This window comes from Jiulongibacter sp. NS-SX5 (assembly GCF_052828545.1).
This window is the reverse complement of record NZ_CM128248.1, coordinates 4108223-4133087: the sequence shown is the minus strand read 5'-3', so window position 1 is coordinate 4133087 and position 24865 is coordinate 4108223. Positions and strand designations below refer to the sequence as shown.

Sequence of the window (24865 nt, the reverse complement as noted above, 5' to 3'; positions counted from 1 at the left end):
GCGAGATGGAAAATAAAAGGCAAAAACAGGTATCTAGACAAATACAAAAAGACCTGGGAGAAATCTTCCAGAAGGACTTCAAACTGGCATTTGATAATGCGTTTATTACCATTACAGATGTGAAAGTTTCGCCAGACCTGGCCATAGCTCGTGTTTATCTAAGTTTTCTGATGACAGATGATAAAGAGGGAACTCTGGAGAAGGTTCGTCAGCAGACCAAGAAGATTAGAGGAATTTTCGGCGATCGTGTCAGAAATCAGTTCAGGATTGTTCCAAACTTCCAGTTTTTCATTGATGACTCCGCGGAATATGCTCAGCGTATGAACGAGCTTTTTGCAGACCTTGAGATTCCGCCTGCTCCTGAAGATGAGGAAGACGATGAAACTTACAGCCGCTAATCTGACTGCATGAATCTCTCTTTCCATATTGCGAAAAAATACTTCTTCTCAGGAAAGAAGAGAGGCTTTATACATTTCATTTCAATAATTTCTATGCTTGGGGTGTGCGTTGGAACTGCTGCCCTCATTATCGTACTTTCGGTGTTTAACGGTCTGGAAGATCTGAACCGTACCATCTTCAAAAGTTCAGACCCTGATATTAAGGTTAGTCCGACTTCGGGAAAAACCTTTGCTTTGGAGGATATTGACATTTCTAAAATTCGAGGTATTGAAGGCGTTTACCAGGCGACAGAGGTAATTGAAGATAATGCTCTGGCCAGAAGAGAAGATCAACAAATCGTAGTGGTGGTCAAAGGGGTAGACAGCACTTTTCAGATAAATAATCCATTGGCCGAGAATAAATTTGACGGGGAATTATTAACTCAGGAAGGTGATGAGAATTTTGCTTTTGTAGGTGCTGGTGTATTCCAGACCTTAAACCTCCAGAGTTTTAATTACCTCCGCCCTATTCAGCTGTGGTACCCAAGAAATCAAAAAATCAATGCCATAAATCCGGAAGACAATATCAACAGAGAATACCTGCCGGTTTCCGGGACATTCGTTTTGGAGCAGAAATATGACAACCTCGTTTACATTCCACTGGATGTCATGGAAAATCTAACCGAACTTTATGACAAGCGAACGGCTGTTGAAATAAGGCTGGAAGATGAGCAATTGAGTGGAAAAGTAAAATCAGAACTTATCAGCTTACTTGGTGAAGGCTTCAAGGTGCAAGACCGTGATGAACAAAACGCTGCCTTGTATAGAGCTATCAAAATTGAGAAGCTTTTTATCTTTTTGGCTTTGTTATTTATCATTGGCATAGCCAGCTTTAATATTTATTTCGCTCTGACAATGCTTGTATTAGACAAGCGAGATGATATTCAAACCTTATCAGCCTTAGGGGCAGACAAAAACCTGGTAAGAAAAATCTTTATCACTGAAGGAGGAATCATTTCACTATCAGGAGCATTACTGGGTCTGGTTATTGGTGTTGGAATCTGCTGGAGTCAAATGCAATTTGGCTGGTTATCCATGGGAATGGAGTTTGCCATAGTAGATGCTTACCCCGTTTTATTAAAAACCTCAGACGTATTATTTTCGCTAATCGGTATTATCAATATCGCATTCCTGGCCAGCTGGTTTCCTGCCAGAAAAGCCGAGAAATTTATGACCACCTATGATTAAAAAAGGACTTTTATTAGTGCTCTTGACTTTAGGATCAATCACCCTCAAGGCACAGGACGTATCTAAGTTTTTACAATTATTAGATGACTCTCAAAGTTGGATTCTAAGGACTCCGAAGATTGAGAAAAAGGAAATTGTGTTTGAAAATTACACCAAAGACAAGGTGTCCTTAAATACCATGATTTGGAAGTTTTTACCAAACGGCTCACTAGAATATGATTATCAAAGCAGCGAAGACGTTTTTGCCTGTGCAGGTGTAGATTTCCTGGATATGGATGTAGAACAAAGCCGTTGGCAATACAACCCTGCAGACCTTACGCTTACGCTGCAAATCAAGGGAGGCTATGCCAGCTTAGATGACTTCATTTTTAAAAGAGTCTATAAAGTGAGCCTTCTGGATGAAGATGATGCTTACGGTTACAAGCTGAATCTGTTGAAAGAGTATTTCTATAACGACTTGAAAAAAGCTCGCTAGTATGAAGAAGTGTTTACTGTTAGTCATTGGGTTCTTTTTGCTTTGCAAAGCAGAAGCTCAAAACACTTATCATGGGTCAGAAACGAAACTTTTCGACCTCATTCATACGACTCTTGAGCTCAAGCCGGACTGGACCAGAAATCAACTGGAAGGCTCTGCAGAGCTCTTACTCAAGCCTTGGTTTTATGCACAGGATGAACTGATTTTAGATGCCAAAGGCATGACCATCCATTCTGTAGGAATAAAAGACAAAAAAGCTCGTTTTGAATATGATCAATTGAAATTGAAAATTCATTTAGACCGAAAGTATACCAAAGGCGACACTCTTCAGATCAATGTAGACTACACAGCTAAACCAGACTTGGTAAAAGAGGTGCCAGCCTTTAAAGACCAAGGATTTAAAGGGCTCTATTTTATCAATAAAAGCACTTCAAGCCCCGAGCAACTCTGGACAGAAGGAGAAACTGAATACAATAGCGTTTGGTTTCCTACGCTTGATAGTCCAAATCAAAAACACACACAAACCATCAGTCTAACTGTTCCTACAACCTACAAAACGCTTTCAAACGGCCTTCTCATTAAGTCTAAAGAGAATAAAAACGGAACTCGAACCGACACCTGGTATCAGAATATTGAACACGCCGTATACCTGACAATGATAGCTGCGGGTGAGTTTGAAAAAGTGGTAGATGAGCGTTTTAAGGAATACGAGGTCAGTTATTATGTAGAGCCGCAGTTTAAAGAAAGTGCTCAAGCCATTTTTGGTCGAACACCAGCTATGATCTGGTATTTTGAAGACCTTCTGGACATGAAGTTTCCATGGCAAAAGTATGCTCAGATAGCCGTTAGAGACTATGTAAGTGGAGCTATGGAAAATACCACCGCCACCGTTCATGGCAGTGGAATACAGAAAACAGCTAATCAGCTGATAGACGGTAATAATGATGGAGTTATCGCTCATGAGCTTTTCCATCATTGGTTTGGTAATATTGTCACTGCTGAGTCTTGGGCTAATCTAACCCTAAACGAGGCTTTTGCCGATTATTCTGAATACCTATGGCAAGCTCATTATTATGGAGCTGAAGAAGGTCAATGGCAAAATTCTATTGCTCGATCGCAATACCTTGATGAAGCAGAGGACAAACAGTTACCTGTCATAAGATATGCCTATGAAGACAAGGAGAATATGTTTGATAATCACACCTATGCCAAGGGTGGCAGAATATTACATATGCTCAGACAGGAAGTTGGGGATGAAGCTTTTTTTGCATCGCTACAGCTTTATTTAAAGGATAATGCCTTTCAGAATGCAGAGATTCATGATTTAAGACAGGCCTTTGAAGAAGTCACGGGAAGAGATTTAAATGGCATTTTTGAACAATGGTTCTTAAAACCAGGTCATCCGAGATTACATATTGACAAAACTTTTGAGAACGGCAGGCTCAAACTTAACATCAGCCAAAAACTTGATTCTGTAAATCAAACGATTTACCAATTCCCTTTGACTTTAGAGCTTGGTCAAGGAGATAACTCAGTCCTAAAAACGGTCTATGTGAATGACAGCCTTCAGAGCGTGGAATTTAAACTGGATGATGAACCTTCATTTGTCAATGTAGATCCGTTTGCTGATTTTCTCGGAGAAGTAGAAATGGAGCATAGTGAAAAAGAGCTTTTTGCAATGGCCACTCATTCAAAAGGTGTAGTTACCAGAGCAGAGGCCTTCAGAAAGCTAACCAATACTGAGGAATTGAGTGGAGAATTGAGCTTAAATGCCATGTTTGATGAAGACAGAAGAAATATGACTCTTGATCTACTCGAAGACCCGTTCTGGAGGATTAGAGAATTGGCAGTTCACCAGTTCTTTGATTACGACGGAGACGACTTTTTGAAAGTAGAACGTCAATTACAGTCCATCATCAGAACCGATGAAAAATCAAATGTAAGATCGGCAGCCATATTGGCTATGAAGAACTTCCTAAACCCTCAGAATGACCTTCTTTTTAGAAAAGCACTGGCAGACACGTCTTATGGAGTAAGGGCCGCGTCTTTAGAGGCGATTCTTATCAGTACTCCACCAGATGCTGACTCACTTTGTCATGAAATGGCAGACATAAATGACGTCAATATATTCACTGCCGTAGCCAATCACAGAGCAGAAAAGGCTTCTGCTGATCATTATGAATGGTTTACCAAAAGAATGTCAGAGTTTACAGGCTCTGAACTCTATCAAACGATGGGAATTCTGGGAAGTTACCTGGTAGCAGCACCTCAGGAAATCCAGCTGAAAAGTATCGATTTTGTCAAAGATATTGCGTTAAACGAGTCGCTTTGGGTAGGTAGATATGCGGCCACTCAAACGATATTCTTGCTCACAGAACATCCTGAAGCTATGGAGGCTCTTCGTGAAATTATCAGCTCTGAAAAACATCCACAACTTAAAGAACTTTATAAGCAGCTGCCCGTTGATTAGTGTATGACCTGGAGAGACAAGCTAAATTTTGCCAGTAAAATCACACCGCGGCGATTCTTAAATGCCCTAGGCATTTTGGGATCATATGGCTTGTCAAAAATCACGCAAAAGCCATCGATAATCGGTTTGCCAATGGCCATTGGTTTTGAACCCACTACCAGTTGTAACCTCCGCTGTCCGGAGTGCCCCAGTGGTCTTCGGTCTTTTACCAGACCAACCGGAATGCTGGCCAAAAATATGTATGAGAGCACTATTGAGCAGTTGAAAAACTCTCTACTCTATCTCACATTTTATTTCCAAGGCGAGCCTTATCTCCATAAAGATTTTCTGGAAATGGTCAAATTTGCCTCCTCTAGAAAAATCTATACGGCCACCAGCACCAATGCCCATTATCTCACTCCCGAAATGGCGGAGAAAACGGTAAAGAGTGGACTAGATAGAATTATTATTTCTATTGACGGCACTACACAAGAGACCTATCAGCAGTATCGCGTGGGCGGTCAATTATCCAAGGTTTTAGAGGGCACAAAGAACCTTATAGAAGCGAAGAAAAAGTTAAACTCTTCTACTCCGCATACTATATTCCAATTTTTAGTGGTGAAGCCCAATGAGCATCAAATAGATGACGTATACCGATTGGCGGAAGAATATGGCGTTGATGAGGTAAAACTCAAAACAGCTCAGATTTATGAATATGAGCATGGCAATGAGTTGATCCCTACGATAGATAAATACTCACGTTACCATAATATTGGAGACGGTACGTACTCCATCAAAAACAGGCTCCTGAATCATTGTTGGAAAATGTGGCATAGCTGTGTGATCACCTGGGACGGCCAGCTTGTACCATGTTGCTTCGATAAGGATTCAGAACACCCTATGGGCTCATTAAGCGAATTCAGCTTCAAAGAAATCTGGAATTCAACAAGCTACAAGAAGTTTAGAGCTGCCCTTGTCAAATCCCGTTCAGAGGTGGAGATTTGTAAAAATTGTAGTGAGGGGGCAATGGTATAGGCTATTCACAAGTTTGCATACCTTTCATTAATTTATTTATATTTCTTTAAAAACATAAATAAGCTCAGATTTGTAAGCCAACAATTCTCGATTTAATCATAACCCCTTATAATCATTTCGGATATAAATTTCGAGTTCGCTTTGTTCACCAATAAGACTATAATTGTTGACAAAGTATTCGTAGATGTTTGGCATTTCTTTCATTGATTCAAGAGTCATGTCCCAATATGAATATGTAGTTCCTTTAGCCACCAAGAAGAATTCCGGCCTGTTCTTCTTTAAATCATCTAGGTATATCTTTCTAGTTTTAGATACAATTTCTAGATCAGGAACCTGACCACCTATAAGTCTCTCTGGCATTGTGTAGTGTGTAGCAGGCATAAAGCCCGTCTCTATATATATTTCATTTCTCCAATCAAAGATGGCAAGTTTTGGACTTTCCATTTTATATTCAGAAGCCTTCTTCAACAACGTTTTGGAAACATCCGTCCTGACCAAATTTGTGTAATAATCCCTTTCATTTTCTTTTAGATTATCATATCTAAAAGTATGACTTCTTAAGGAGAACATAAAGAATATCGTGCAAAGGACAATTAAGGACCATTTATATAGACTCTGCCAGAACCCCTTCAACTCTTGTCCTATATAACCAATCATTAAAGGCAAACTAAGTAAAATGAAATTATAATAGTGCCCATAATTTGTACCAGGAATACTTATTGAAATTATTGTTACCACAGAAAAAACAACAATAAAAATGGACTTAATATTCCAGAACCTCTTTCTCAGCAATAAGATAACGGGCATTGTTAAAGTCAAAAGCAAATAAAGGTGCTTTACAAAATAGTTGAGACCAGGCTCCGTAGTGGACCTCACCACAAAAGCGTTAAATATTCTCTCCTGTAGTCCAATCTTATTTCCATAACCAAGATTTATATCAATGTAAAATAGGAAAAATTCATCCAGACTATCATGGAAATAAAGAAATCCGAGAAAAAAAACAGAAAACGCAAAACCAGAAACAATAAATTTTAGGATGTAGACCGGGCTCAGCCCTTCCTTTATGAGTTTATTCAACATTATAAAGAAAACAATAGTAAACGCAAAAAGAGCGGCATGAGGTTTAGCATATACAGATATAGAAAGAAGAATTACAGAAAGAAAGTCAAACAAATTTTTATGTATTTCATTTTCTCTGAGATTTTTAGAGAATAGATAAAGTCCAGCCGACAAGAATAAAGAGCAGGTCAATTCATTGTAAAAGAAGTTAAAGTCATATATGTAAGAAGTGGCCCAAAGCAAAAAAGGATAAAAGAAAAACAAAAGACTGTTCCTTTTTCCGTAAAAATTGACCAAAGACTTATATGTCAATATCAGAGTCAATATCAAAGAAGCAATCCATACCCATCGTATTCCGGTAAATGACACTTTAAAACCTAGGAACTGAGGAATTAAGAAAAAGTAATTGTGAACCGGACCTAAGGTTGTAAAATCAATATACCTGAAGGGTATGGGGTCGACATTTAATAAGGTTAATGCAGTACTGTACACGAATGCCTCATCTCCATTCAAAGGACCATTAAAAACCAATGGATACCATTTGAAAGTAAACATGAAAATGACTGAAAGAAAAAACAGAAGATAGCCTGACAACTTTTTCAACTGCCCCCTCCTCATTTCGAATACTAAAAGTGATAGGAAAACAAGGAATATAGTAACCTTTATTACAGTGCTATCGAGTATATCAATTATCGGCATTCTTAATAAGATGAAATTGAGTAGTTTTTAAGGTTTAATTTTAACTCCATAAACAGTCAAAGTTAATCCCGAATCAACTCATACAAGTTTTCATCGGACTTTTTTAGCATATTTTTTATTGATAAGAGTAAAAGGCTCGAAGCCAGAAAGGTTGAGATCACTAGAATTAGCTGTATTAATCCAATACCTACATTACTTGCCCAACCAAGAATAGCTTCGTGTGAAATAAATTTCTTGTATAGGACAACCAATCCAAATATCAGAGAAAATGAAATTAATACAACCAAATTTTTTATGAAGAAGTATAATAGTTCTTCAGAGTATTCAACCAAAGACTTAAGACCATGAAGTACTAATCCATTATACGACATTTTAGAAACCCCATTGATTCTACTCCTCCTGTCAAATTTAATCTTCTTTATTCTATATTTCTGTTTGGATAAAAATCCCGGAAAATGATAAAACTTTTGCTGAGAAATTGCTCTTACAACATTTGCCTTTAAAATTGAATAATTCCCGAACGTAATTGATTTACCGGTAACAATCCTGAACAAAACCTTGTATAACAGGTATCCAATCTGAAACTTCCAACCCTCATTTCTTTTCCCTCTCTCAAAAACAATTATATCATATTCGTCAAACTCTAAACCTTTTAGTATTGCAGCAGGATCATCTTCTCCATCGCTATCCATTACTATAACAGACTCATATTCATCTATAAAATGGTTAATAAACAGCAAACCTTGTCTAATTGCCTCCTGATGTCCCATATTATATTTTAACCTAATGATCTTGAGATGCACATTATCATATTTAACTTTAAATTCTTTTAGATAAGTTAAGGTGTCATCCGTTGAGTGGTCATCAATAACGTATATAGTGAATTCGAAATCTGAGTTAAAAAGTAAATCTTGAACTTCAGAGAGAAAAATATCTACTGTCTCTCCCTCATTGAAACAAGGAGTTATAATTGCAAAATGTTTAGCCATTAATTAGTATTCTTTCGTACAATAGCGGACAGGCTACAAAGAAGCGGAATAAACCATTTTATTTCAAATTTAAATCAATCCATAAAAACAAAAAGTCTGCGACGATTGCAGACTTTTTGAATAATTCATACAGCACTTATTTCTTGACAAAGCCTTTTGATAAAGACCCCTCCTCTAATTCTACTCTGAGTAAATATTTCCCTGGATTTAGACTCGAAATATCAACCTCTCCCTTCTCTGAGCTATTAATGAGAACTCTTCCATTCACATCCATAATTGAAGCGTTTAGTATCTCTATATTCTTATCAAGACCAAAGGATATTTTGTCCACTGCAGGAGAAGGGTATATAGATAAATTGACGTTTGAAATAATCTCAACTTGAGAACTAGGTGAATAGGATGATTTAGTTCCTCTCCGAGTATTTTGACTCGGGCACCCGTCCATAAACAAGTTAACCCAGTTGGCATGATCACAAGAGGAGCCATCTGTGCCAGCATTTACTTTAAGCTCGAGCTCTGAGACCCCTGCAAGTTGAACCACAAAAGGAGCAGCAGGAGAAGTTGGTGTTAATATACCTGAGCCCCATTGTTTCACTCCATCAGTCCAGATTTCAAATTCTACCTCATTTTGACCACACTGTCCGATAATATTATCATCTATTCCTGCCTTTCCAGTAAATGCACCATATCCCGCACTAACATCATATTTAATATAACTGACACTGTGTGTTCCAAGTCCTGTTGAGTAATCAGTGCCGTCAATATTTAATCCATACCCTGAATAATCCAGATTGGTTTTAAGAGTACCACTATATTGAGAGGCAACCAAAGGATTTAAAGAAGTTAAATTTGTCTGGCAGCCACCTGAAATATCGACTCTTACGGTCATAGGTACATATGAACTGTGGTCATTACCCAATTTGCATCGAACGCGATAAATTTGATCGGTCAATGGAGAAACGGTGGGAGATGTACCCGACAGGCCTTCCCATTCAGGTAAGCCACTTGGACAAGTTGCAAAGAGCTGGGCAAATCCATTTGGGTTAACTATTGGATTAGGGTCTGCATAAACATTTACAGGTGTGCCAATAGTTACCGGCTGGCAGCCTAGCACTAGATCAACCCAGTCCGCATGATCACATGAGGTACTTCCATCTCCCATGTCTACTTCCAGTTCTAGTTCTTGTACACCTGAAACTGAGAGGTCAAAACCGAATGCAGCATCATCTTTTCCTAGCAAAGGAGATTCCCAAATTAAGCTATTATCACCATAAATTTTAAATACAACTTTATTATCACCACATTGCCCGTTTATCGCATCATCTAAACCTACTTTACCAGAAAAACTGGAGTATGTTCCTCCTAAATTGTATTTTACATTTGAGACTGAGTGTGTACCTAAACCTGTAGAATAAGTAACTCCTCCAATTTTAAGTGGATACCCACTATGATTAGTATTGAGTTTTAACGTACCATTCCATTGTGAGGCAGAAATGAGAATGTTATTGTGAATAGACAACAAGTCCACTTCGCATGTAGAGGTATTATCTACAAATACTTCAATCTCTACCCAATCCGTGAAGCTACCTCCTTCTGTACATCTCGCCCGGTAAACAGTATTTTGAGTTGGACTTACAGAAGGGGATGTTCCTGAAAGTCCATCCCATTCTAAAACACCAACGATACAATTTCCCGTTAAAGTAGAGCTTCCGTTGAGAACAACGATGGGATTAGGGCCAGCAACTAAATCCGTAGGCTCTGTGAGGGTTGGAAGATTTGAAAGTCGTAAATCAACCCAATCAGCATGGTCGCAGGATATGCTCCCATCACCCATTCCAACTTCTAACTCAAGTTCCTGAACTCCAGAAACAGAGACATCAAAACCAACGGCTAGGTCATCCTTACCTAATAATGCAGATTCCCAAATCAAAGTATTATCCCCATATATCTTGAAGATAATTTTGTTATCGCCACATTGACCATTTATAGCGTCATCTAAACCAACTTTCCCGGAAAAATTGACGTAAGTGCCGCCAAGATCATATTTAATATTCGAAATCGAGTGAGTTCCTAAGCCTGTGCTAAATGTTTCTCCTCCGATTCTTAATGGACCACCAGAATGATTTGTATTAATTTTCAGAGTGCCATTCCATTGGGACGCGGAAATAAGTAAATTCTGATGTTCTGTGGTAACATCTATTTCTTCTGGCCCTGAATTACTTGGCGGACAAACCTTCAAAGTTGACCAATTGCTCGTATTTCCATCTTTCGTAATACAGCGGGCTCTATAATTTTGACACTCAGGAACAACTGCATTAATATCAAAGCTACTGAAGGCATTAGCACTTAGGTTTGAACCGGCTCCATATGAACTCTCTCCCTCCCATTGTAACTCCGCTCCAAAGGAACAGTTCCCATAAAGAAATAGACGATTGTTCAACCATTCATATCTCAAGTTGGAAGGAGACGCTACCTGCCCGCATTCAAAAGGAACTGTATTAGAAGGTAAATTAGAGAAAGTATGATTCATAATATCTCCAGTCAATCTCAGTTCCTGACCAGAAATGTTTGTGTAAACTATTTTAAAGTCAGAAGCTGATAAACCTGACGGAATATTATGAAATCTTACGGTTTTAAGCTCTCTTCCGTTAAGTGTGAATGATGTCTTTGTATTTCCCATGTAAAAATCAATATTTTGACTGTCAGCAGGGTCATTAAAAGGGTACCAAAGCATCAAGGTAACAGTATTCCCAGAGTATAGACCATCAATAAGTATCTCTCTGTTATAATGAGCATCAATATTTTTTGCAAATTGAAGATATCGTAATGAAGGGTCTGTTTTCGGATGAACCTCAAAGACTTCTCTCATGTCGGTAATAGCTTTAGTAGCTATTTTATATCGATTCCAATTATCATCGGCTAAAGTTTGATCTTCCTCGTTAGGGTTATTATGATCACGGTAGATAGGATTTCCGGTTGTTTGTAAAGAACCAGAATGAAATGGTGCAGGGTTATTTGAGTTAGTAAGACCGTTGCTTAAATTTCCGTTTTCCCAAGTTTCAATTTGGTCAAAACCCTTAAATAAAGCAGATTTAATTAACCACTCTATTTGGTTTCTAGTCAAATTTCGCTTTTCTATGGCGTTACCTCCGTAGGTATAATTTTCAGTATAAAGGGCAACTATTGAACTTAATTTGTTGATTCTATTTACTTGATTTGTGATGCTTAATGATCCATTGGTAGCTTCATTGCTTGCCATGAGAAAAAATTGATTCATCGCATTTATCCTGTAAATACCTTCAACAGCCCACTTGGTATCAGGCTTATTTGATGGCATACTAGCATTATTTGGGTCAGGTGTGTATTGGATATTAGGATACCAATTGGTAGTCTTATTATCTACTTGTTCCGTAAAAGCATCATCTCTCCAGAGTCTGTTTCCATTCGAATCTAGAATATAGCTACCATTCACTTTTTTGTATAATGATTGTGACTGCGGGTACGGAGCCTTAAAATAACTAACATTTCCATCTATGTAAGCCTGACTTGCTTTTATTTGAGGATCCTCAAATAATTGGTTATTTAAGACCCATGAATTAACATCTGATTGAGTGTATGGGTTGCTGCTATTTAAGTCGAACCTTTCTGGAGTTCCTCTATAAAAAGGAACCCGATATGTAGCATGACCATATAAAGTTATTCTCATATCTGGGTGAACGTCTCTCATACCTTTGACGACGCTACCTGTAAATGGAACTATGTTGCCGAAGGAATCTGCCCCAGTAGTTTCTTCGTCAAATGTGAAATACCTGACAGGTTTATATAAACTTGTTTCTACATCCCAAACCGCAGAAGAGGGAAATAGTCTTCCAATCTTTTCCGCATCAGTATTCGAAATTGCCCCCCAATTGTAGGTATTACTGCCATATTTGGAATTCAACTCAGAGTCGCCAAGAATGGCTTCAGAGATGAACTGGGCCACATTGCGAAACATGTGCCTGTTGTCAATTGGTATAACTGAAGGACCATATGCAGCGGCATGATTAGAACCATCCCAACCAGCTTTGTAAGAAGAAAACTGGGGTACACCATTTTGAATTGGCGATTCCCCTAGCCAAATTGGGGATCCGTAACCCCAAATTGTTGTAAAAGCTGATCTATCATAATCTCCATAATAATCACTAAGATCACAGGAATTCAATGTACCTGGTGGAATTGGCACATAAGAGTTGCTCAACTCAAAACATTCCTCTGTCTGAGCTCGAGCGGTTGAATGAAATAAAAAAAGAGATACTAATCCAAGAAGAATGATTTTGTGTGTGTTCATTGGTTTAACTTTAAAAATTGTGATTTATAAAGCTCATAACAAACCACTAAACGTAAAAATAATTAGTATCAATAATGCAATTACATGTACATACAAACTAATCTAAAATACGAACACTTAAAGCTGATATGGAGAACCTTAAACCTCCACCGGCCACCGGTCATTCGGCATGCCCCACTCAGCCCAGCTGCCATCATAAACGGCGGCATTGGGGTAACCTGCAATTTCAGCAGCGAGAGCTATGACCGATGCCGTAACTCCCGAACCACAGGTCATGACGAGTCTTTTGTCAGTAATCTCAAATTCATAGAAGACCTCCGTCAACTCTTCTTTTGATTTCATAAAAATCCCAGATTGTACATTTTGCCAAGGCAGACATACCGCTCCAGGCATATGCCCACCTCTCAAGCCTTTTCGAGGTTCAGGGGCTGTAGCATCAAATCTTCCTTGTGATCTGGCATCCATGATCTGAAAATCTGAATTACCCAGTATTTTCACCACATCCTCAGATTCATAGAGTAAGGAAGAATCCATTTTCGCCTCAAAATCTCCTTTATCCATCACTGGCCACTCTGCTTTCTCTGTCTGATGACCAGCCTTTTGCCATGCCGGAAAACCTCCATTTAATACATACACATTCGCATGCCCCATTGCTCTAAAACTCCACCAAGCTCTTGGGCTACCGTAGGTTCCTACCTGATCATAAACAATAATGATAGAATCATGATTGACACCGATCTGCTGAGCTGCATTCGAAAAATACGCTTCATCTGGCATCATGTGTGGCAAATGAGTATCCAGAACACTAAAGTCTGCATTGATATCCATTTGCACTGCACCCGGTATTTTTTGACCAGACTCCCAATCATCCGGTGCACCAATAGGTTTCATTTTAGACTCAACCACTTTGACTTGTGGGTGATCAATATGCTGGCTGAGCCATTCTACAGAAACTAAAGGTCCTTCAGGTAATTGCAATTCAGTCATTATTCAATGTTATTTGACCGAATTTAAGAGCATTTCCTTAATTTTGCACCTCGTTTTTGATGAAAAGACTATGAGTCTAGACTCAAGGCAATAGACGCAAGACAAAAGACTAACATTTTGTCTACACAAAAACTCAGTTTTATCACACGTCTCTTGTCTTATGTCTCAAGTCACTTCGTCTTTCAAAAACTATTCTACCAAACGAAAAGAAACAAAACATGTCGGCACCAGCCACTACCCTACAAGATATTATTGCACACGCCAAAGAATATGGTTTTGTGTTTCCTTCATCTGAAATTTACGACGGGCTACAGGCCGTTTATGACTACGGTCAAAATGGTGTAGAACTTAAAAATAATCTCAAAAATGCCTGGTGGAAGGCCATGACCCAGCTGAACGATAATATCGTGGGGATTGATGCGGCTATCTTTATGCATCCACTAACATGGAAAGCCTCAGGTCACGTAGATGGTTTTAACGACCCGATGATCGACAATAAGGATAGTAAAAAACGCTACCGTGCAGATCAATTATTAGAAGGTAAGGCCGAGATATTAACCAATGAAGGCAAGAAAGAAGAAGCTCAGGCTCTATTAAATAAAATGGGCCAGTTGCTTGGTGCTGAAGACCTTGAAGGTGTTAAAAACCTGATCATTGAAGAAGGGATCGTTTGTCCGGTTAGCGGAACTTCAAACTGGACAGACGTTCGTCAGTTTAATCTCATGTTCTCTACTCAGGTGGGCTCTGTGGCTGAGGATTCAAACACGATTTATTTAAGACCAGAAACGGCTCAAGGGATATTTGTAAACTTCCTGAATGTTCAGAAAAGTGGTAGAATGAAGATTCCTTTTGGAATCTCGCAGATTGGTAAGGCGTTCAGAAATGAGATAGTAGCTCGCCAGTTCACATTTAGAATGCGAGAGTTTGAGCAGATGGAAATGCAATTTTTCGTACGCCCTGGTACAGAAATGGAATGGTATCAAACCTGGAAAGAAAACAGACTTTCTTTCCACAAAGCTATAGGCTTGCCGGCAGAAGATCTACAATACCATGACCATGAGAAGCTGGCTCACTATGCCAATGCAGCCGTGGATATTGAATATAAATTCCCTTTTGGTTTCAGAGAAATTGAAGGTATTCACTCCAGAACCGATTTTGACTTAAGAAATCACCAGGAGTTATCGAAGAAAAAACAACAGTACTTTGATCCAACTGTAAATCCTGAAACAGGAAAACCATTTGGTAATTACATCCCTTACGTGGTAGAAACTTCTGTAGGTGCAGATAGACTTTTCCTTGCCACTTTCTGTAATGCATTCACAAAAGAGATGGTGGGAGAAGGCGAAAAGCAGAAAGAAAGAACCTATTTAAAACTACACCCTGCATTGGCCCCAGTGAAGGCAGCTGTATTACCGTTGGTTAAAAAGGATGGCTTGGCAGAAATAGCCCAGGAAATCACCAACTCTTTAAAATCTTCTTTCAGAGCTATTTATGATGATGGTGGGGCTATTGGTAAGAGATATGCTCGTCAGGACCTCATTGGTACGCCATACTGTATAGCTGTGGATTATGATACCAAGGAAGACAACTGTGTAACCATACGTCACAGAGATAGTATGGAGCAGGAAAGAGTACCCATTGCAGAGCTTAAAGAGAGAATTGCAAAGGAAGTAGCTATTGAAAGAATTCTGGAAGAAATCTAGAGCTCGCTTAATTGAAAATATAGAGGTCAAAACTTCACAGTTTTGACCTCTTTTCGTTTTGGAACACTTTTTTATAGTTAACCAAAAACCACATTATGTTTCAAGGTCGAAAAAGAAGAATAGCACTCATATTGGGCTCTGTCATTGTACTACTGATAGTCCTTGTCGCACATTTTGCTCAGAAAAGGCCGAAGGTTAATCTATCTATACTTCAGTATAATCAGCTTGAGGAAAATCATAGCAATCTGAATCTACAGGTAACGCTGAAAAATCCTCTGCCTTTGAAAATAAGAAGTGAAAACTTCAAAATGAAGATTATAGCCAATAATGAAACTCTGGCAGAGAGTTTTGGTGAAGTACCTCTAGAATTAAAAGGATTGACCAAAAACACTTTTAAGTTACCGGTAAGGCTTTACAGCGAAACCGTAAAACGACAAACCAAGCACCTGACTCCTACATCTACAGACAGCACCAATTATCACATTTACCTTTCTTTTATTCAGCCAAGTCCGAGCTTTTTTGTTCCCGACACCCTGGAAATTGAACATACGCTTAAATCTCCAACCTTTAGAATGCCTGAGGTTAGTTTCGAGGGCATGGAGTTAAATCATTTGCTAAGCAAAAAGAAGAGAGAGCTTTTAGTCACTATCAATGTCGTCAACTTTAGTAATGATCCGATCGTCTTACTTAACCCTTCTTACAGCCTTCAAATTGATGATGATCCTGAAGTTTTAAAAGGTAGGCGAATGGGAAAAGTAAAAATCAATGGAAGCAGTGCTCAAAAATTCACATTGAATATTGATATGGATGAAAAGAAACTTCTAAGAAACACCCCAGAACTGCTTTTCAAAAAATCTGAAAGCAAAATCAATATCAGACTAGACTCAAAACTTTTGATCAATAATGCAATTCTGGACGGCTGCGAAATCCACATGAATATTGCTACAGATTTTGAGAGCCTAATCAATAACTAAGCACTATTTGGTTTTCAGCTACAATATTTCTCAATTGATAGACCGATAGTTCTAAAGCAAAAAAGGTTTTATTAATTTCAACAGTTCAACCATTAACTCTTAACAAATGAAATTAGTAACCCTCTCAATTTTAGGGCTTTCTATGGCCATTTGGAGCTGCTCAACAGACACAGAAAGCTCCGAAACTACAACTGAAACAATTCCCGAAGTAGCCGGTCCAAGTCTGGAAATGGTCTGGCAAACAGACACCACCCTTCTCACTCCTGAGTCAGTCATCTATGACGCAGAAAAAGACGTTTACTATGTTAGCTGTATGGGTCTCAACCCCACCGGTAAATTTGATGGAAATGGATACATCGCAAAAATCTCATCGAGCGGTGAAATATTAGCAAACCCTTGGATCAGTGGACTTGATGACCCAAAGGGTTTAACCCTTTCAGGAAATATGCTCTACGCATCAGATTTGAATAAAGTAGTATCTGTCAATACGGATACCGAAGAAGTGACGATAGAACTTGCCGACGGTGCTCAGTACCTCAATGATGCCGCTACCGGTCCTGATGGTGAAATTCTTTTTACAGACTCTGACCTTAACTCTGTTTTTACATTGACCGATGGTCAATTTGATCTGTTATATAAAAACGACAGCCTGGGCAGACTCAATGGTGCTTTTGCAGAGCAAGAGAGAATCCTATTGATTGGTTTTAATAGTGGTAAACTATTCTCTCTTCAGGATACCTCTCTAACCTTAATGACTGATGGTCTGATGAAAGGAGACGGAATAGAGGCTTGGGGTGATGGATATATCATCTCTTGCTGGGATGGCCATATCTACTACATCAATAAAAACAATCAGAAAAAGCTACTGGTTGACACCTCTGCAGACGGTATAGGTGCAGCGGATATTGATATTCCTGAAGGGAAAGATCTGGTGGTAGTCCCTACTTTCCACGGCCATAATGTAGTGGCATACAAAATCAAATAAACTTAAAGGCGGCTCTTGAAGCCGCCTTTTTTGTACTCAAAACCTATTGAAATGAATACCTCTTCACGTCGATTTTTCTTAAAACAGGCCGGAATAGGCACCCTTGGCCTGGCTGCTATTCCTCTCTTTACACATTGCCAAAACACCCCGGAAGAAGACATTGCTTTTTCTTTTGATACCGGTAGCCCGGAATCTACCGGAGTTAGTTCTCAAGCTGTTCTGGATTTTGTAAAAGCAGCCGATGCCTCAGATTTGGAATGGCATAGTTATGCCATTTTGAGAAAAGGAAAACTTATCTCAGATGGCTATTGGTCACCTTTTGAAAAAGGTCTGAAACACACCTTATATTCTTTAAGTAAGAGCTTCACAAGTTCTGCCATTGGATTTGCGGTAGCAGAAGGCTTGATCACAGTTGAAGATCAATTAATCTCCATCTTTCCTGACGATTTACCACCAGAGGTATCTGAGAATTTGGAGTCAATGAAAATAAAGCATCTTCTGACCATGAATACTGGTCATGATACCGATACCACCGGTCCTATGACCTCTAATCAGGAGCAATCATGGGTGAAGTCTTTTCTGGCACATCCTGTAATTCATGAGCCTGGTAGTCATTTTCTCTATAATACCGGAGCCACTTATATGCTCGGTGCTATTATTCATCAGAAAACTGGTCAAACGCTGGAAGAATACCTAAAACCCAGACTATTTGACAAACTTGAAATTGAGAATTACGACTGGGAGAAGTCGCCTCAAGGCCTAAATGTAGCCGGATGGGGCTTAAGGGTAAGCACAGAAGATATTGCCAAGTTTGGCCAGTGGTATTTACAGGAAGGAGCCTGGCAAAATGAACAGTTGCTTTCTAAAGAATGGGTGAATGAAGCCACCAGTAAACAGACCGATTCGCAAGATAATAATAGCGACTGGGGTCAGGGATATGGCTACCAGTTTTGGAGATGTAAGCCTGAGCCAGGTTTCTTCCGCGGTGATGGAGCCTACGGTCAATACTGCATCATCATCCCCGATTATGAAATGGTAATTGCGGTCAACTCCGAAAGTTTTGATATGGGAAAATCAATGCAGATCATCTGGGACAATCTACTTCCCGGTATTCAAAATGAAGCACTGACTGAGGACCAATCGAAGCTAGAGGAATTGAGAAGTTTTAGTGCTGGTCTAACTCTTAAGTCAAAAACCGTTTCAAGTTCTTCTGAACTGAGTAATGAAATCAATAAAAGAGTATATCAACTAGCCGAAAACGATTTTGGGGTCAAAACGATAAGTTTTGATATCGCAAACGATCAGGGTGAAGTGCAAATCACCTCAGATGAGGGTGATAATATATTACGTTTTGGTATGGGCTCTTGGTTTGTCAATGATGCGTATACGACCAATAATTTCCCATTGGCGAATAGAATTCATGTTCCGTCATTGATCGCCTCTTCTGCCACCTGGTTAAATGATAATACACTACAGATCTCGCGTAAGTTTATTGAAGCCGTTCACGGCGATACGTTAACTTGTCAATTTGAGGGTGATGCGGTCAATATTACTTTCAATAATTCTGTAGCCGCTAATAATGGAGAATCCGAAGATAGCAGAGGTACCATAAAGGGAACGGCATAGTACATTTGAGTTTGAGGTTTTAAGCCTCTGGCAAAGCCTCAAACTCTTTTCTTTTCTCTTCAAACCAAGCGTTCATATCTTCCGGCTTTTGCATCAATTTTTGCATCGCCTGCATGGCTCGTAAATGAGGCTGATCGCCAGCTTTAAACATCTCCATTCCGTGTTTCTTACTTAGTTCGGCCATCTCCTCAAAGGTCTGGGCCTCAAACACTTCATCGCAAGCTCCGCCGAGCTGTTTACATGTCATTGATTTCATAGGATTCAACTTTTCTGTTTGCTTCAATTTACAATTTTACTTTCAAAAGCAGAGTAAGATTAAACCTTCAGGGCGGTTTTACATCAAAGCAAGCAATGAATTTTAAGATTTGGCGTAGTAATTGAGATGACTCAATAGCTGGCTAAAGCGTACCCTTTCCATGAAAACCATCAAAACATTTAGTGCAGAACCGTATAAAGGTGAATGGACGGACAATGAAAAACGACATTTTCTGAATAGAACCTTATTTGGCTGTACACCCGAGAATTTAAGTTCGCTGAAAGGAAAGTCATTCAGCGAAAGCATTGATGCTGTTCTACGAGAGTCTCCTCTGCCCTCCCCTCCCCTAAATCATTATGAAAGCAAAGAGCCGGATACCACCGGCGTAAAATTAGGCGAAACCTGGGTACATGCTCCATTTGGAAATGGAATGGTAAATGCCAGACGGGCCAACTCGTTCCGTGGCTGGTGGATTCAGCAAATGTGGTTTCAAGAGGCCACTATTCATGAAAAAATGGTGCTTTTCTGGCATAATCATTTTGCTACGCAATTAGAAATATATGAGGCCGCTAAATTTGCTTACTTCCATCAAAACACTCTCAGAACTCACGCATTAGGGAATTTCAAAGATTTCGTAAAGGCAATTACCATTGACCCGGCAATGCTGGAATACCTCAATGGAAACCTAAACACCAAAGAAGCTCCGGATGAAAACTATGCTCGTGAACTTCAGGAGCTATTTACCCTCGGAGCTGGCAGTGGATATACTGAAGAAGATGTGAGAGAGGCAGCACGAATTTTAACCGGACACGGCTACAGAAGATTAACTGGAGAGTATAACTTCTTTAATAGCCGACACGATTCAGAGGATAAACAATTCTCAGAGTTCTACGGTAACAGAATAATAACAGGCAGAGAAGGAGCAGATGGTGCCAAGGAAACCGACGAACTCATAGAGATGATCTTTGAGAAAAATGAAGTCAGCAAATTCATTGTCAGAAAACTTTATCGATTCTTCATTTACTATGAAATTTCAGATAACGTTGAACGAGATTTCATAGAGCCTCTGGCTGAAGTTTTCAGAAATGCCAACTACGAGATAATGCCTCTACTTAAAGCGTTTTTCTCCAGCGAGCATTTCCATGATGAAGCCTTCCAAGGAGCCATCATTTGTAGTCCTCTTGAGTTTGTCATCAAATCAATCAGGATGTTAAACCCGAGTATCCCGACTGTGGAAGAGGACGTTCTTGTTCATTACGATGTCAGTTTCGTTTATATGTATTTTGCTGGCGTAGCTCAGCAGATTATTGGTGATCCACCTTCAGTATCTGGCTGGCCCGCTTATCACCAAACTCCGCTATACCATCAGCTTTGGATAAACTCTGACACCTATCAAAAACGCAATCAAGGTTTACTGGCTCTTATTTACAGCGAGATTAGAAGAGAAGGCTACCGTGTGATTGTAGATGTAGTAGAACTGGTAAAAAAGTTGCCAAATCCGCAGGAACCAAACCAATTAGTAGACGATCTATCAGAGATGCTTCTGCCAATTGCCATTGATGAGGCCGTAAAACAAAAATTCAAGAAAGACATCCTACTTTCTGGTCAATCTAACGATTACTACTGGACACAGCTGTGGTATGACCTTGAAGAAAAACCTGATGATGAAAGAGTTCAAAATATGGTCATACAGCGACTCAGAGTACTAGTCTTATTTATTACTGCCCTTCCAGAATATCAATTGATCTAGCTATGAAAAGAAGACATTTCCTCCAAAATATCGCTGCGGGTAGTATAGCTCCACTATTTATGAATGGCCTTCCAATGCAAGCTTTTGGTGCACTCAACAGCACCGCTTTGGAAGACGATAAAGTGCTGGTGGTTATTCAGCTTGCCGGCGGCAATGACGGCCTTAATACTCTAATACCGATAGATCAATACAGTAACTATCAAAATGCACGGCAAAACATTGCCATTAAAGAAAATAAGCTTTTAAGTATTGCCCAGTCAGATAAAATAGGCCTGCATCCTTCTCTCTCGAACATAAAGACACTTTTTGACGAGAATAAGGCAGCCATAATCCATGATGTGGGCTACCCCGATCCTGATTTCTCGCATTTCAGATCTACAGATATATGGAATTCTGCTTCAGATTCTGACAAGCAAGTTTTAAGTGGCTGGGCAGGGCGGTACCTTTCTTTAGAAAATCCTGATTACCCAAATGGATACCCGAATGAAGATCATCCAGACCCATTATCCATACAGATTGGGTCTATTTTAAATACCAGCCTTCAAGGGCCGGTATATCCAATGGGTATGGCTATAGCAGACCCCGATTTCTTTTATGAATTGGTAGCAGAGACACCTTCTGAAACAAGTGGTACGTATGCAGAAAAAGAATTGGCTTTTCTGAAGCAGGTAGCAAACCAAACCAACCTATACTCGGGCGTCATTCGGTCGGCAGGAGAAAAAGTTAAAGATCAAACAGGCTACCCAGATGAAGGTTTAGCAAATCAATTGAAAATAGTAGCTCGTTTAATAGCAGGCGGACTAAAAACCAAATTCTATTTTGTTCAAATTGGAGGTTTTGACACACATGATAACCAGGTAGAGACCTCTGATACCACCCAAGGTGAGCATGCCGACCTTTTGACAAACCTTTCTGAAGCGGTCTATGCCTTTATCAGAGACTTAGAAAAACATGGAGTGAGCAAAAATGTGCTGACCATGACGTATTCTGAATTTGGTAGACGCATAAAATCAAACGGCAGTAATGGTACAGACCATGGAGCTGCTGCACCGATGTTTCTGTTTGGAGAACAGGTCAATTCCAGGGTTTTCGGTGAGAATCCAATTTTACCTAGTTCTGCCAAAGATGATGAAAATGTACCGATGCAATATGATTTTAGGTCTGTTTACTCTTCTGTACTCGAAAGATGGTTTTGCTTAGATAGTGGCACTGTCTCAGAGGTCATGTTAAAATCCTTCCAATCTCTTCCGATTGTTCAGGGCGGTGCTTGTGGTTTTATCACCTCCACCGAGATGGTAGAAGAAAACGGCCTAAAAGTTTACCCTAACCCCATTTCTGACTTTTTCAGGGTAGAATACAAAAGCTTTGGCGGGTATAATATGATTCAGGTTTTCAATTCCCGCGGACAGGAAATTGAAGTACCCGTTTCAGGGGAAAAAGAAGAAGGAATGCACATAGAAACGATCAATGCACATCAATGGCCTCAGGGAACTTACTTTTTGAGATGGCAAAACATGGAAAGTCAAAAAGTTTTGAAATTGATAAAACTATAAACGGTGTGCTTTTTGCTCTGCAACAAATGCTAAGAAAAACTTACTTTTGAATTAAATACCCTTTAAAACCAAAAGAGTCCGAAGAGCTTTAAAAGAAGACACGGACCTGAAAATTTCGATAAATATCAAATGAAAAAACAATTACTTCTCTTCGTACTTTTCTGTATTACTTTTAATGGTTTTGGTCAAATAAAGACCCTGATAGTGGATGGTCAGAATAACCATGTACACTGGCCAATGATCACCTACATGATGAAAGACTATATGGAAGAAACAGGTCTTTTTGAGGTAGATGTGCAGAGAACTCAATATACCTGGAGAGGTGAAGAGTTTTTGGAAGATTATGCCATCGAAGGCATGACTCCTACTCAGGCTTTGGAAGAATCAAAAGCCGACCCTGACTTTAGCCCTCGATTCAAGGACTATGATCTGGTAGTGATTAATTTTGGCTGGAATGCCGCCCCTTGGCCTTCAGCCACTCAAAAAGCATTTGAAAAATTTGTCAAAAAAGGCGGAGGAGTGGTAATAGTACACGCTGCTGATAATTCTTTTCAAAACTGGACGGCCTATAACCGAATGATAGGTGTAGGTGGCTGGGGAGACCGTACCGAGAAAGATGGGCCTTACGTGTATTTTGACCAAAGTGATAAACTTTACAGAGATATGACACCAGGTAAGGCGGGCTCTCACGGTCCGGCTCATGAGTACACTATTCAGATCAGACAACCTAAGCACCCCATCACCGAAGGAATGCCTACGGAATGGAGACATACCATTGATGAGCTTTATGATCATTTGAGAGGGCCGGCAGAGAAAATGGAGATTTTGGCTACTGCCTACTCTGCACCTTTTAAGAGAGGCTCTGGCCATCATGAACCCATGATGATGACCATCAAATATGGTAGAGGCAGAGTATTTCATACACCTATGGGGCATGATGACAAAAGCTGGGAATGTGTGGGTCTTATGACAACCTTCCTAAGAGGTTCTGAGTGGGCTGCCACCAAGAAAGTGACGATTCCTATTCCGGAGGACTTCCCTACCAAAAGGTTCTCAAGCAAAAGACAGTTTAACTAAAATACTTCTTCTTTCTCGTCATTTTTGAGCATTGTGTTTCTTACAGAAGCCGGCCCTAAAAAACGGTATTGTACCCCGACTATCTCAGTTGGGGTATTTTTTATAAAACTGGTGTAAGCGAGTCCTTCATTCACATATACATTAATCTCTCCTTCTTCTGACTTAACCTTTACCTTGACCCATTCAGAGGTATTGACACCAAAGTTGCTTAAATCAGCGGCTTCACTATGGACGCCGTAACCAAACGCAGAATAATACAAATCTCCGATGCATCCTGGCTGAGAGAGAGGGATTATCATGACATCATCCTTAGCAATCAGGTAAATTTGTATGGGCTGACATACAGCCTCCCCTTCTTTAAATAATGATTTCACCTCTGTTTCAAACTCAAAATCATCACTCAGAATAGCACTGATGTCTTTTTGATTAAAAATCCTGATTTCGGGGATATGTCCTTCTAGTGAAATACCGGCAGTACTTAAAATTTCTTCAGAAACGAGAATTTCATCGTTCGATAAAATTTCTTCCTCATTAAAATAATGTGGTGGTTCACCAAATGGGACGGCATTAGCAGCCAGCCAGCCATCGGAGAGTATCTGCACCTCATGTTCTTTAATGATGGTGTTACCTATCAATAGTTTAGCGATGAAATACCCTGGATAATAATAAATCGACGAATGGCTTTCCCCTTTTTTGGAGACCTGAACCTTACGTCTTACATCCCAAGACTGGCTGATAAATACCGAGTCATTCTCGTCTGCTTTTGAGGCATCGTAATCAAAAACAACTGAGTTTGGTAGTCCTGAAGATTGGATGGTTTTAGAAGAAAAGCTGAAATCCTCGGGCGTATAATTGGGTTTGGATCTGAACATCAGGAATACTCCCAAAATCATCACCAGTAAACCCGCCAAAAGTACAAAGGGAAATACGCCTACCTTTTTGGCCTTTGAGTCACTTACAGAAACTACCTCCTCTTTTTGTATTGGAGAAGGTTCATTTTGCTCTGCCTCAAAAGCTCTCCAATCTGCATAACCCACATACTCGGAAAGAGCATTCAATGTAGTCATGGAAGGTTTATGCTCATACTTCACCTTCCCAAAAAAACGCTTCAAAGTAGATACGCTTAGGCTTACTTCTGTTTCCTGAAAAATAACCTCACTTAACTTTTCAAAATCATAATTCCCCCAGCCGGAACTTTTACCCCAGCCAAGTTTAGCCTCCATAGCAGCTTTCAAAAGTTTAAGATTATCTTCATTGAGCATGGCAAAAAACGATGATTTAGTCGATCCTGGAAAA

General features: G+C 39.6%; 18 protein-coding genes. 12 read left to right on the top strand and 6 right to left on the bottom strand.

The window, feature by feature from the left end; genetic code table 11:
- Positions 1-5 precede the first annotated feature (5 nt).
- Genes rbfA through ACUXV0_RS18025 form a run of 5 tightly spaced genes read left to right on the top strand, consistent with a single transcriptional unit; the run spans position 6 to position 5584 of the window.
- A complete protein-coding gene (gene rbfA, locus ACUXV0_RS18045) occupies positions 6-398 on the top strand; it encodes a 30S ribosome-binding factor RbfA (RefSeq protein ID WP_446190980.1) in 393 nt (130 codons plus the stop codon).
- A 9-nt stretch (positions 399-407) separates the two neighbouring features.
- On the top strand, positions 408-1625 hold the full coding sequence (locus ACUXV0_RS18040; RefSeq protein ID WP_446190979.1) for an FtsX-like permease family protein: 1218 nt from the start codon (positions 408-410) through the stop codon (positions 1623-1625).
- A complete protein-coding gene (locus tag ACUXV0_RS18035) occupies positions 1618-2100 on the top strand; it encodes a hypothetical protein (protein WP_446190978.1) in 483 nt (160 codons plus the stop codon). The genes ACUXV0_RS18040 and ACUXV0_RS18035 overlap by 8 nt, the downstream gene beginning before the upstream one ends.
- A gap of 1 nt (position 2101) precedes the next feature.
- Positions 2102-4570, top strand: a complete 2469-nt coding sequence (locus ACUXV0_RS18030; protein WP_446190977.1) for a M1 family metallopeptidase — start codon at positions 2102-2104, stop codon at positions 4568-4570.
- A 3-nt stretch (positions 4571-4573) separates the two neighbouring features.
- Complete coding sequence (locus ACUXV0_RS18025; protein ID WP_446190976.1) at positions 4574-5584, top strand: SPASM domain-containing protein; 1011 nt, start codon at positions 4574-4576, stop codon at positions 5582-5584.
- A gap of 96 nt (positions 5585-5680) precedes the next feature.
- Here ACUXV0_RS18025 and ACUXV0_RS18020 read toward each other — a convergent pair whose 3' ends face one another.
- The 4 genes from ACUXV0_RS18020 to ACUXV0_RS18005 form a co-directional block, all read right to left on the bottom strand.
- On the bottom strand, positions 5681-7342 hold the full coding sequence (locus ACUXV0_RS18020; RefSeq protein WP_446190975.1) for a hypothetical protein: 1662 nt from the start codon (positions 7340-7342) through the stop codon (positions 5681-5683).
- A gap of 62 nt (positions 7343-7404) precedes the next feature.
- Complete coding sequence (locus ACUXV0_RS18015; RefSeq protein WP_446190974.1) at positions 7405-8331, bottom strand: glycosyltransferase family 2 protein; 927 nt, start codon at positions 8329-8331, stop codon at positions 7405-7407.
- A gap of 136 nt (positions 8332-8467) precedes the next feature.
- A complete protein-coding gene (locus ACUXV0_RS18010) occupies positions 8468-12658 on the bottom strand; it encodes an NPCBM/NEW2 domain-containing protein (protein WP_446190973.1) in 4191 nt (1396 codons plus the stop codon).
- A 138-nt stretch (positions 12659-12796) separates the two neighbouring features.
- A complete protein-coding gene (locus ACUXV0_RS18005) occupies positions 12797-13645 on the bottom strand; it encodes a sulfurtransferase (RefSeq protein WP_446190972.1) in 849 nt (282 codons plus the stop codon).
- A gap of 218 nt (positions 13646-13863) precedes the next feature.
- Here ACUXV0_RS18005 and ACUXV0_RS18000 point away from each other — a divergent pair, with 218 nt between their 5' ends.
- The 4 genes from ACUXV0_RS18000 to ACUXV0_RS17985 all read left to right on the top strand — a co-directional run bounded on the left by ACUXV0_RS18000 (position 13864) and on the right by ACUXV0_RS17985 (position 18933).
- Entirely contained in the window at positions 13864-15348 is a 1485-nt protein-coding gene (locus ACUXV0_RS18000; RefSeq protein WP_446190971.1) for a glycine--tRNA ligase, read from the top strand.
- A 95-nt stretch (positions 15349-15443) separates the two neighbouring features.
- Positions 15444-16322 carry a hypothetical protein gene (locus ACUXV0_RS17995; protein ID WP_446190970.1) on the top strand — a complete coding sequence of 293 codons (879 nt, stop codon included), beginning with the start codon at positions 15444-15446 and terminating at the stop codon, positions 16320-16322.
- Positions 16323-16428: 106 nt separating this feature from the next.
- On the top strand, positions 16429-17307 hold the full coding sequence (locus tag ACUXV0_RS17990; RefSeq protein WP_446190969.1) for a hypothetical protein: 879 nt from the start codon (positions 16429-16431) through the stop codon (positions 17305-17307).
- Positions 17308-17358: 51 nt separating this feature from the next.
- Positions 17359-18933 carry a serine hydrolase domain-containing protein gene (locus tag ACUXV0_RS17985; RefSeq protein ID WP_446190968.1) on the top strand — a complete coding sequence of 525 codons (1575 nt, stop codon included), beginning with the start codon at positions 17359-17361 and terminating at the stop codon, positions 18931-18933.
- A gap of 19 nt (positions 18934-18952) precedes the next feature.
- Here ACUXV0_RS17985 and ACUXV0_RS17980 read toward each other — a convergent pair whose 3' ends face one another.
- A complete protein-coding gene (locus tag ACUXV0_RS17980) occupies positions 18953-19189 on the bottom strand; it encodes a DUF1059 domain-containing protein (RefSeq protein ID WP_446190967.1) in 237 nt (78 codons plus the stop codon).
- 160 nt (positions 19190-19349) lie between these two features.
- Between ACUXV0_RS17980 and ACUXV0_RS17975 the strand changes: the two genes are divergently transcribed.
- The 3 genes from ACUXV0_RS17975 (at position 19350) to ACUXV0_RS17965 (ending at position 23569) form a co-directional block, all read left to right on the top strand.
- Positions 19350-20939, top strand: a complete 1590-nt coding sequence (locus ACUXV0_RS17975; protein ID WP_446190966.1) for a DUF1800 domain-containing protein — start codon at positions 19350-19352, stop codon at positions 20937-20939.
- A gap of 2 nt (positions 20940-20941) precedes the next feature.
- Positions 20942-22492, top strand: a complete 1551-nt coding sequence (locus tag ACUXV0_RS17970) for a DUF1501 domain-containing protein (RefSeq protein ID WP_446190965.1) — start codon at positions 20942-20944, stop codon at positions 22490-22492.
- A 129-nt stretch (positions 22493-22621) separates the two neighbouring features.
- The gene (locus ACUXV0_RS17965; RefSeq protein WP_446190964.1) at positions 22622-23569 is read left to right on the top strand and encodes a ThuA domain-containing protein; all 948 of its coding nucleotides are present in this window, start codon (positions 22622-22624) and stop codon (positions 23567-23569) included.
- Here the strand turns inward: ACUXV0_RS17965 and ACUXV0_RS17960 are convergent.
- Complete coding sequence (locus ACUXV0_RS17960) at positions 23566-24831, bottom strand: hypothetical protein (RefSeq protein ID WP_446190963.1); 1266 nt, start codon at positions 24829-24831, stop codon at positions 23566-23568. The two genes, ACUXV0_RS17965 and ACUXV0_RS17960, sit on opposite strands and share 4 nt — an antisense overlap.
- Positions 24832-24865: the final 34 nt, after the last annotated feature.

Bases quoted from the DNA above. Each gene is read 5' to 3' on its own strand.
- rbfA (WP_446190980.1), top strand. From the start codon at position 6: ATGGAAAATAAAAGGCAAAAACAGGTATCTAGACAAATACAAAAAGAC.
- ACUXV0_RS18040 (WP_446190979.1), top strand. From the start codon at position 408: ATGAATCTCTCTTTCCATATTGCGAAAAAATACTTCTTCTCAGGAAAG.
- ACUXV0_RS18035 (WP_446190978.1), top strand. From the start codon at position 1,618: ATGATTAAAAAAGGACTTTTATTAGTGCTCTTGACTTTAGGATCAATC.
- ACUXV0_RS18030 (WP_446190977.1), top strand. From the start codon at position 2,102: ATGAAGAAGTGTTTACTGTTAGTCATTGGGTTCTTTTTGCTTTGCAAA.
- ACUXV0_RS18025 (WP_446190976.1), top strand. From the start codon at position 4,574: ATGACCTGGAGAGACAAGCTAAATTTTGCCAGTAAAATCACACCGCGG.
- ACUXV0_RS18020 (WP_446190975.1), bottom strand. From the start codon at position 7,342: ATGCCGATAATTGATATACTCGATAGCACTGTAATAAAGGTTACTATA.
- ACUXV0_RS18015 (WP_446190974.1), bottom strand. From the start codon at position 8,331: ATGGCTAAACATTTTGCAATTATAACTCCTTGTTTCAATGAGGGAGAG.
- ACUXV0_RS18010 (WP_446190973.1), bottom strand. From the start codon at position 12,658: ATGAACACACACAAAATCATTCTTCTTGGATTAGTATCTCTTTTTTTA.
- ACUXV0_RS18005 (WP_446190972.1), bottom strand. From the start codon at position 13,645: ATGACTGAATTGCAATTACCTGAAGGACCTTTAGTTTCTGTAGAATGG.
- ACUXV0_RS18000 (WP_446190971.1), top strand. From the start codon at position 13,864: ATGTCGGCACCAGCCACTACCCTACAAGATATTATTGCACACGCCAAA.
- ACUXV0_RS17995 (WP_446190970.1), top strand. From the start codon at position 15,444: ATGTTTCAAGGTCGAAAAAGAAGAATAGCACTCATATTGGGCTCTGTC.
- ACUXV0_RS17990 (WP_446190969.1), top strand. From the start codon at position 16,429: ATGAAATTAGTAACCCTCTCAATTTTAGGGCTTTCTATGGCCATTTGG.
- ACUXV0_RS17985 (WP_446190968.1), top strand. From the start codon at position 17,359: ATGAATACCTCTTCACGTCGATTTTTCTTAAAACAGGCCGGAATAGGC.
- ACUXV0_RS17980 (WP_446190967.1), bottom strand. From the start codon at position 19,189: ATGAAATCAATGACATGTAAACAGCTCGGCGGAGCTTGCGATGAAGTG.
- ACUXV0_RS17975 (WP_446190966.1), top strand. From the start codon at position 19,350: ATGAAAACCATCAAAACATTTAGTGCAGAACCGTATAAAGGTGAATGG.
- ACUXV0_RS17970 (WP_446190965.1), top strand. From the start codon at position 20,942: ATGAAAAGAAGACATTTCCTCCAAAATATCGCTGCGGGTAGTATAGCT.
- ACUXV0_RS17965 (WP_446190964.1), top strand. From the start codon at position 22,622: ATGAAAAAACAATTACTTCTCTTCGTACTTTTCTGTATTACTTTTAAT.
- ACUXV0_RS17960 (WP_446190963.1), bottom strand. From the start codon at position 24,831: ATGCTCAATGAAGATAATCTTAAACTTTTGAAAGCTGCTATGGAGGCT.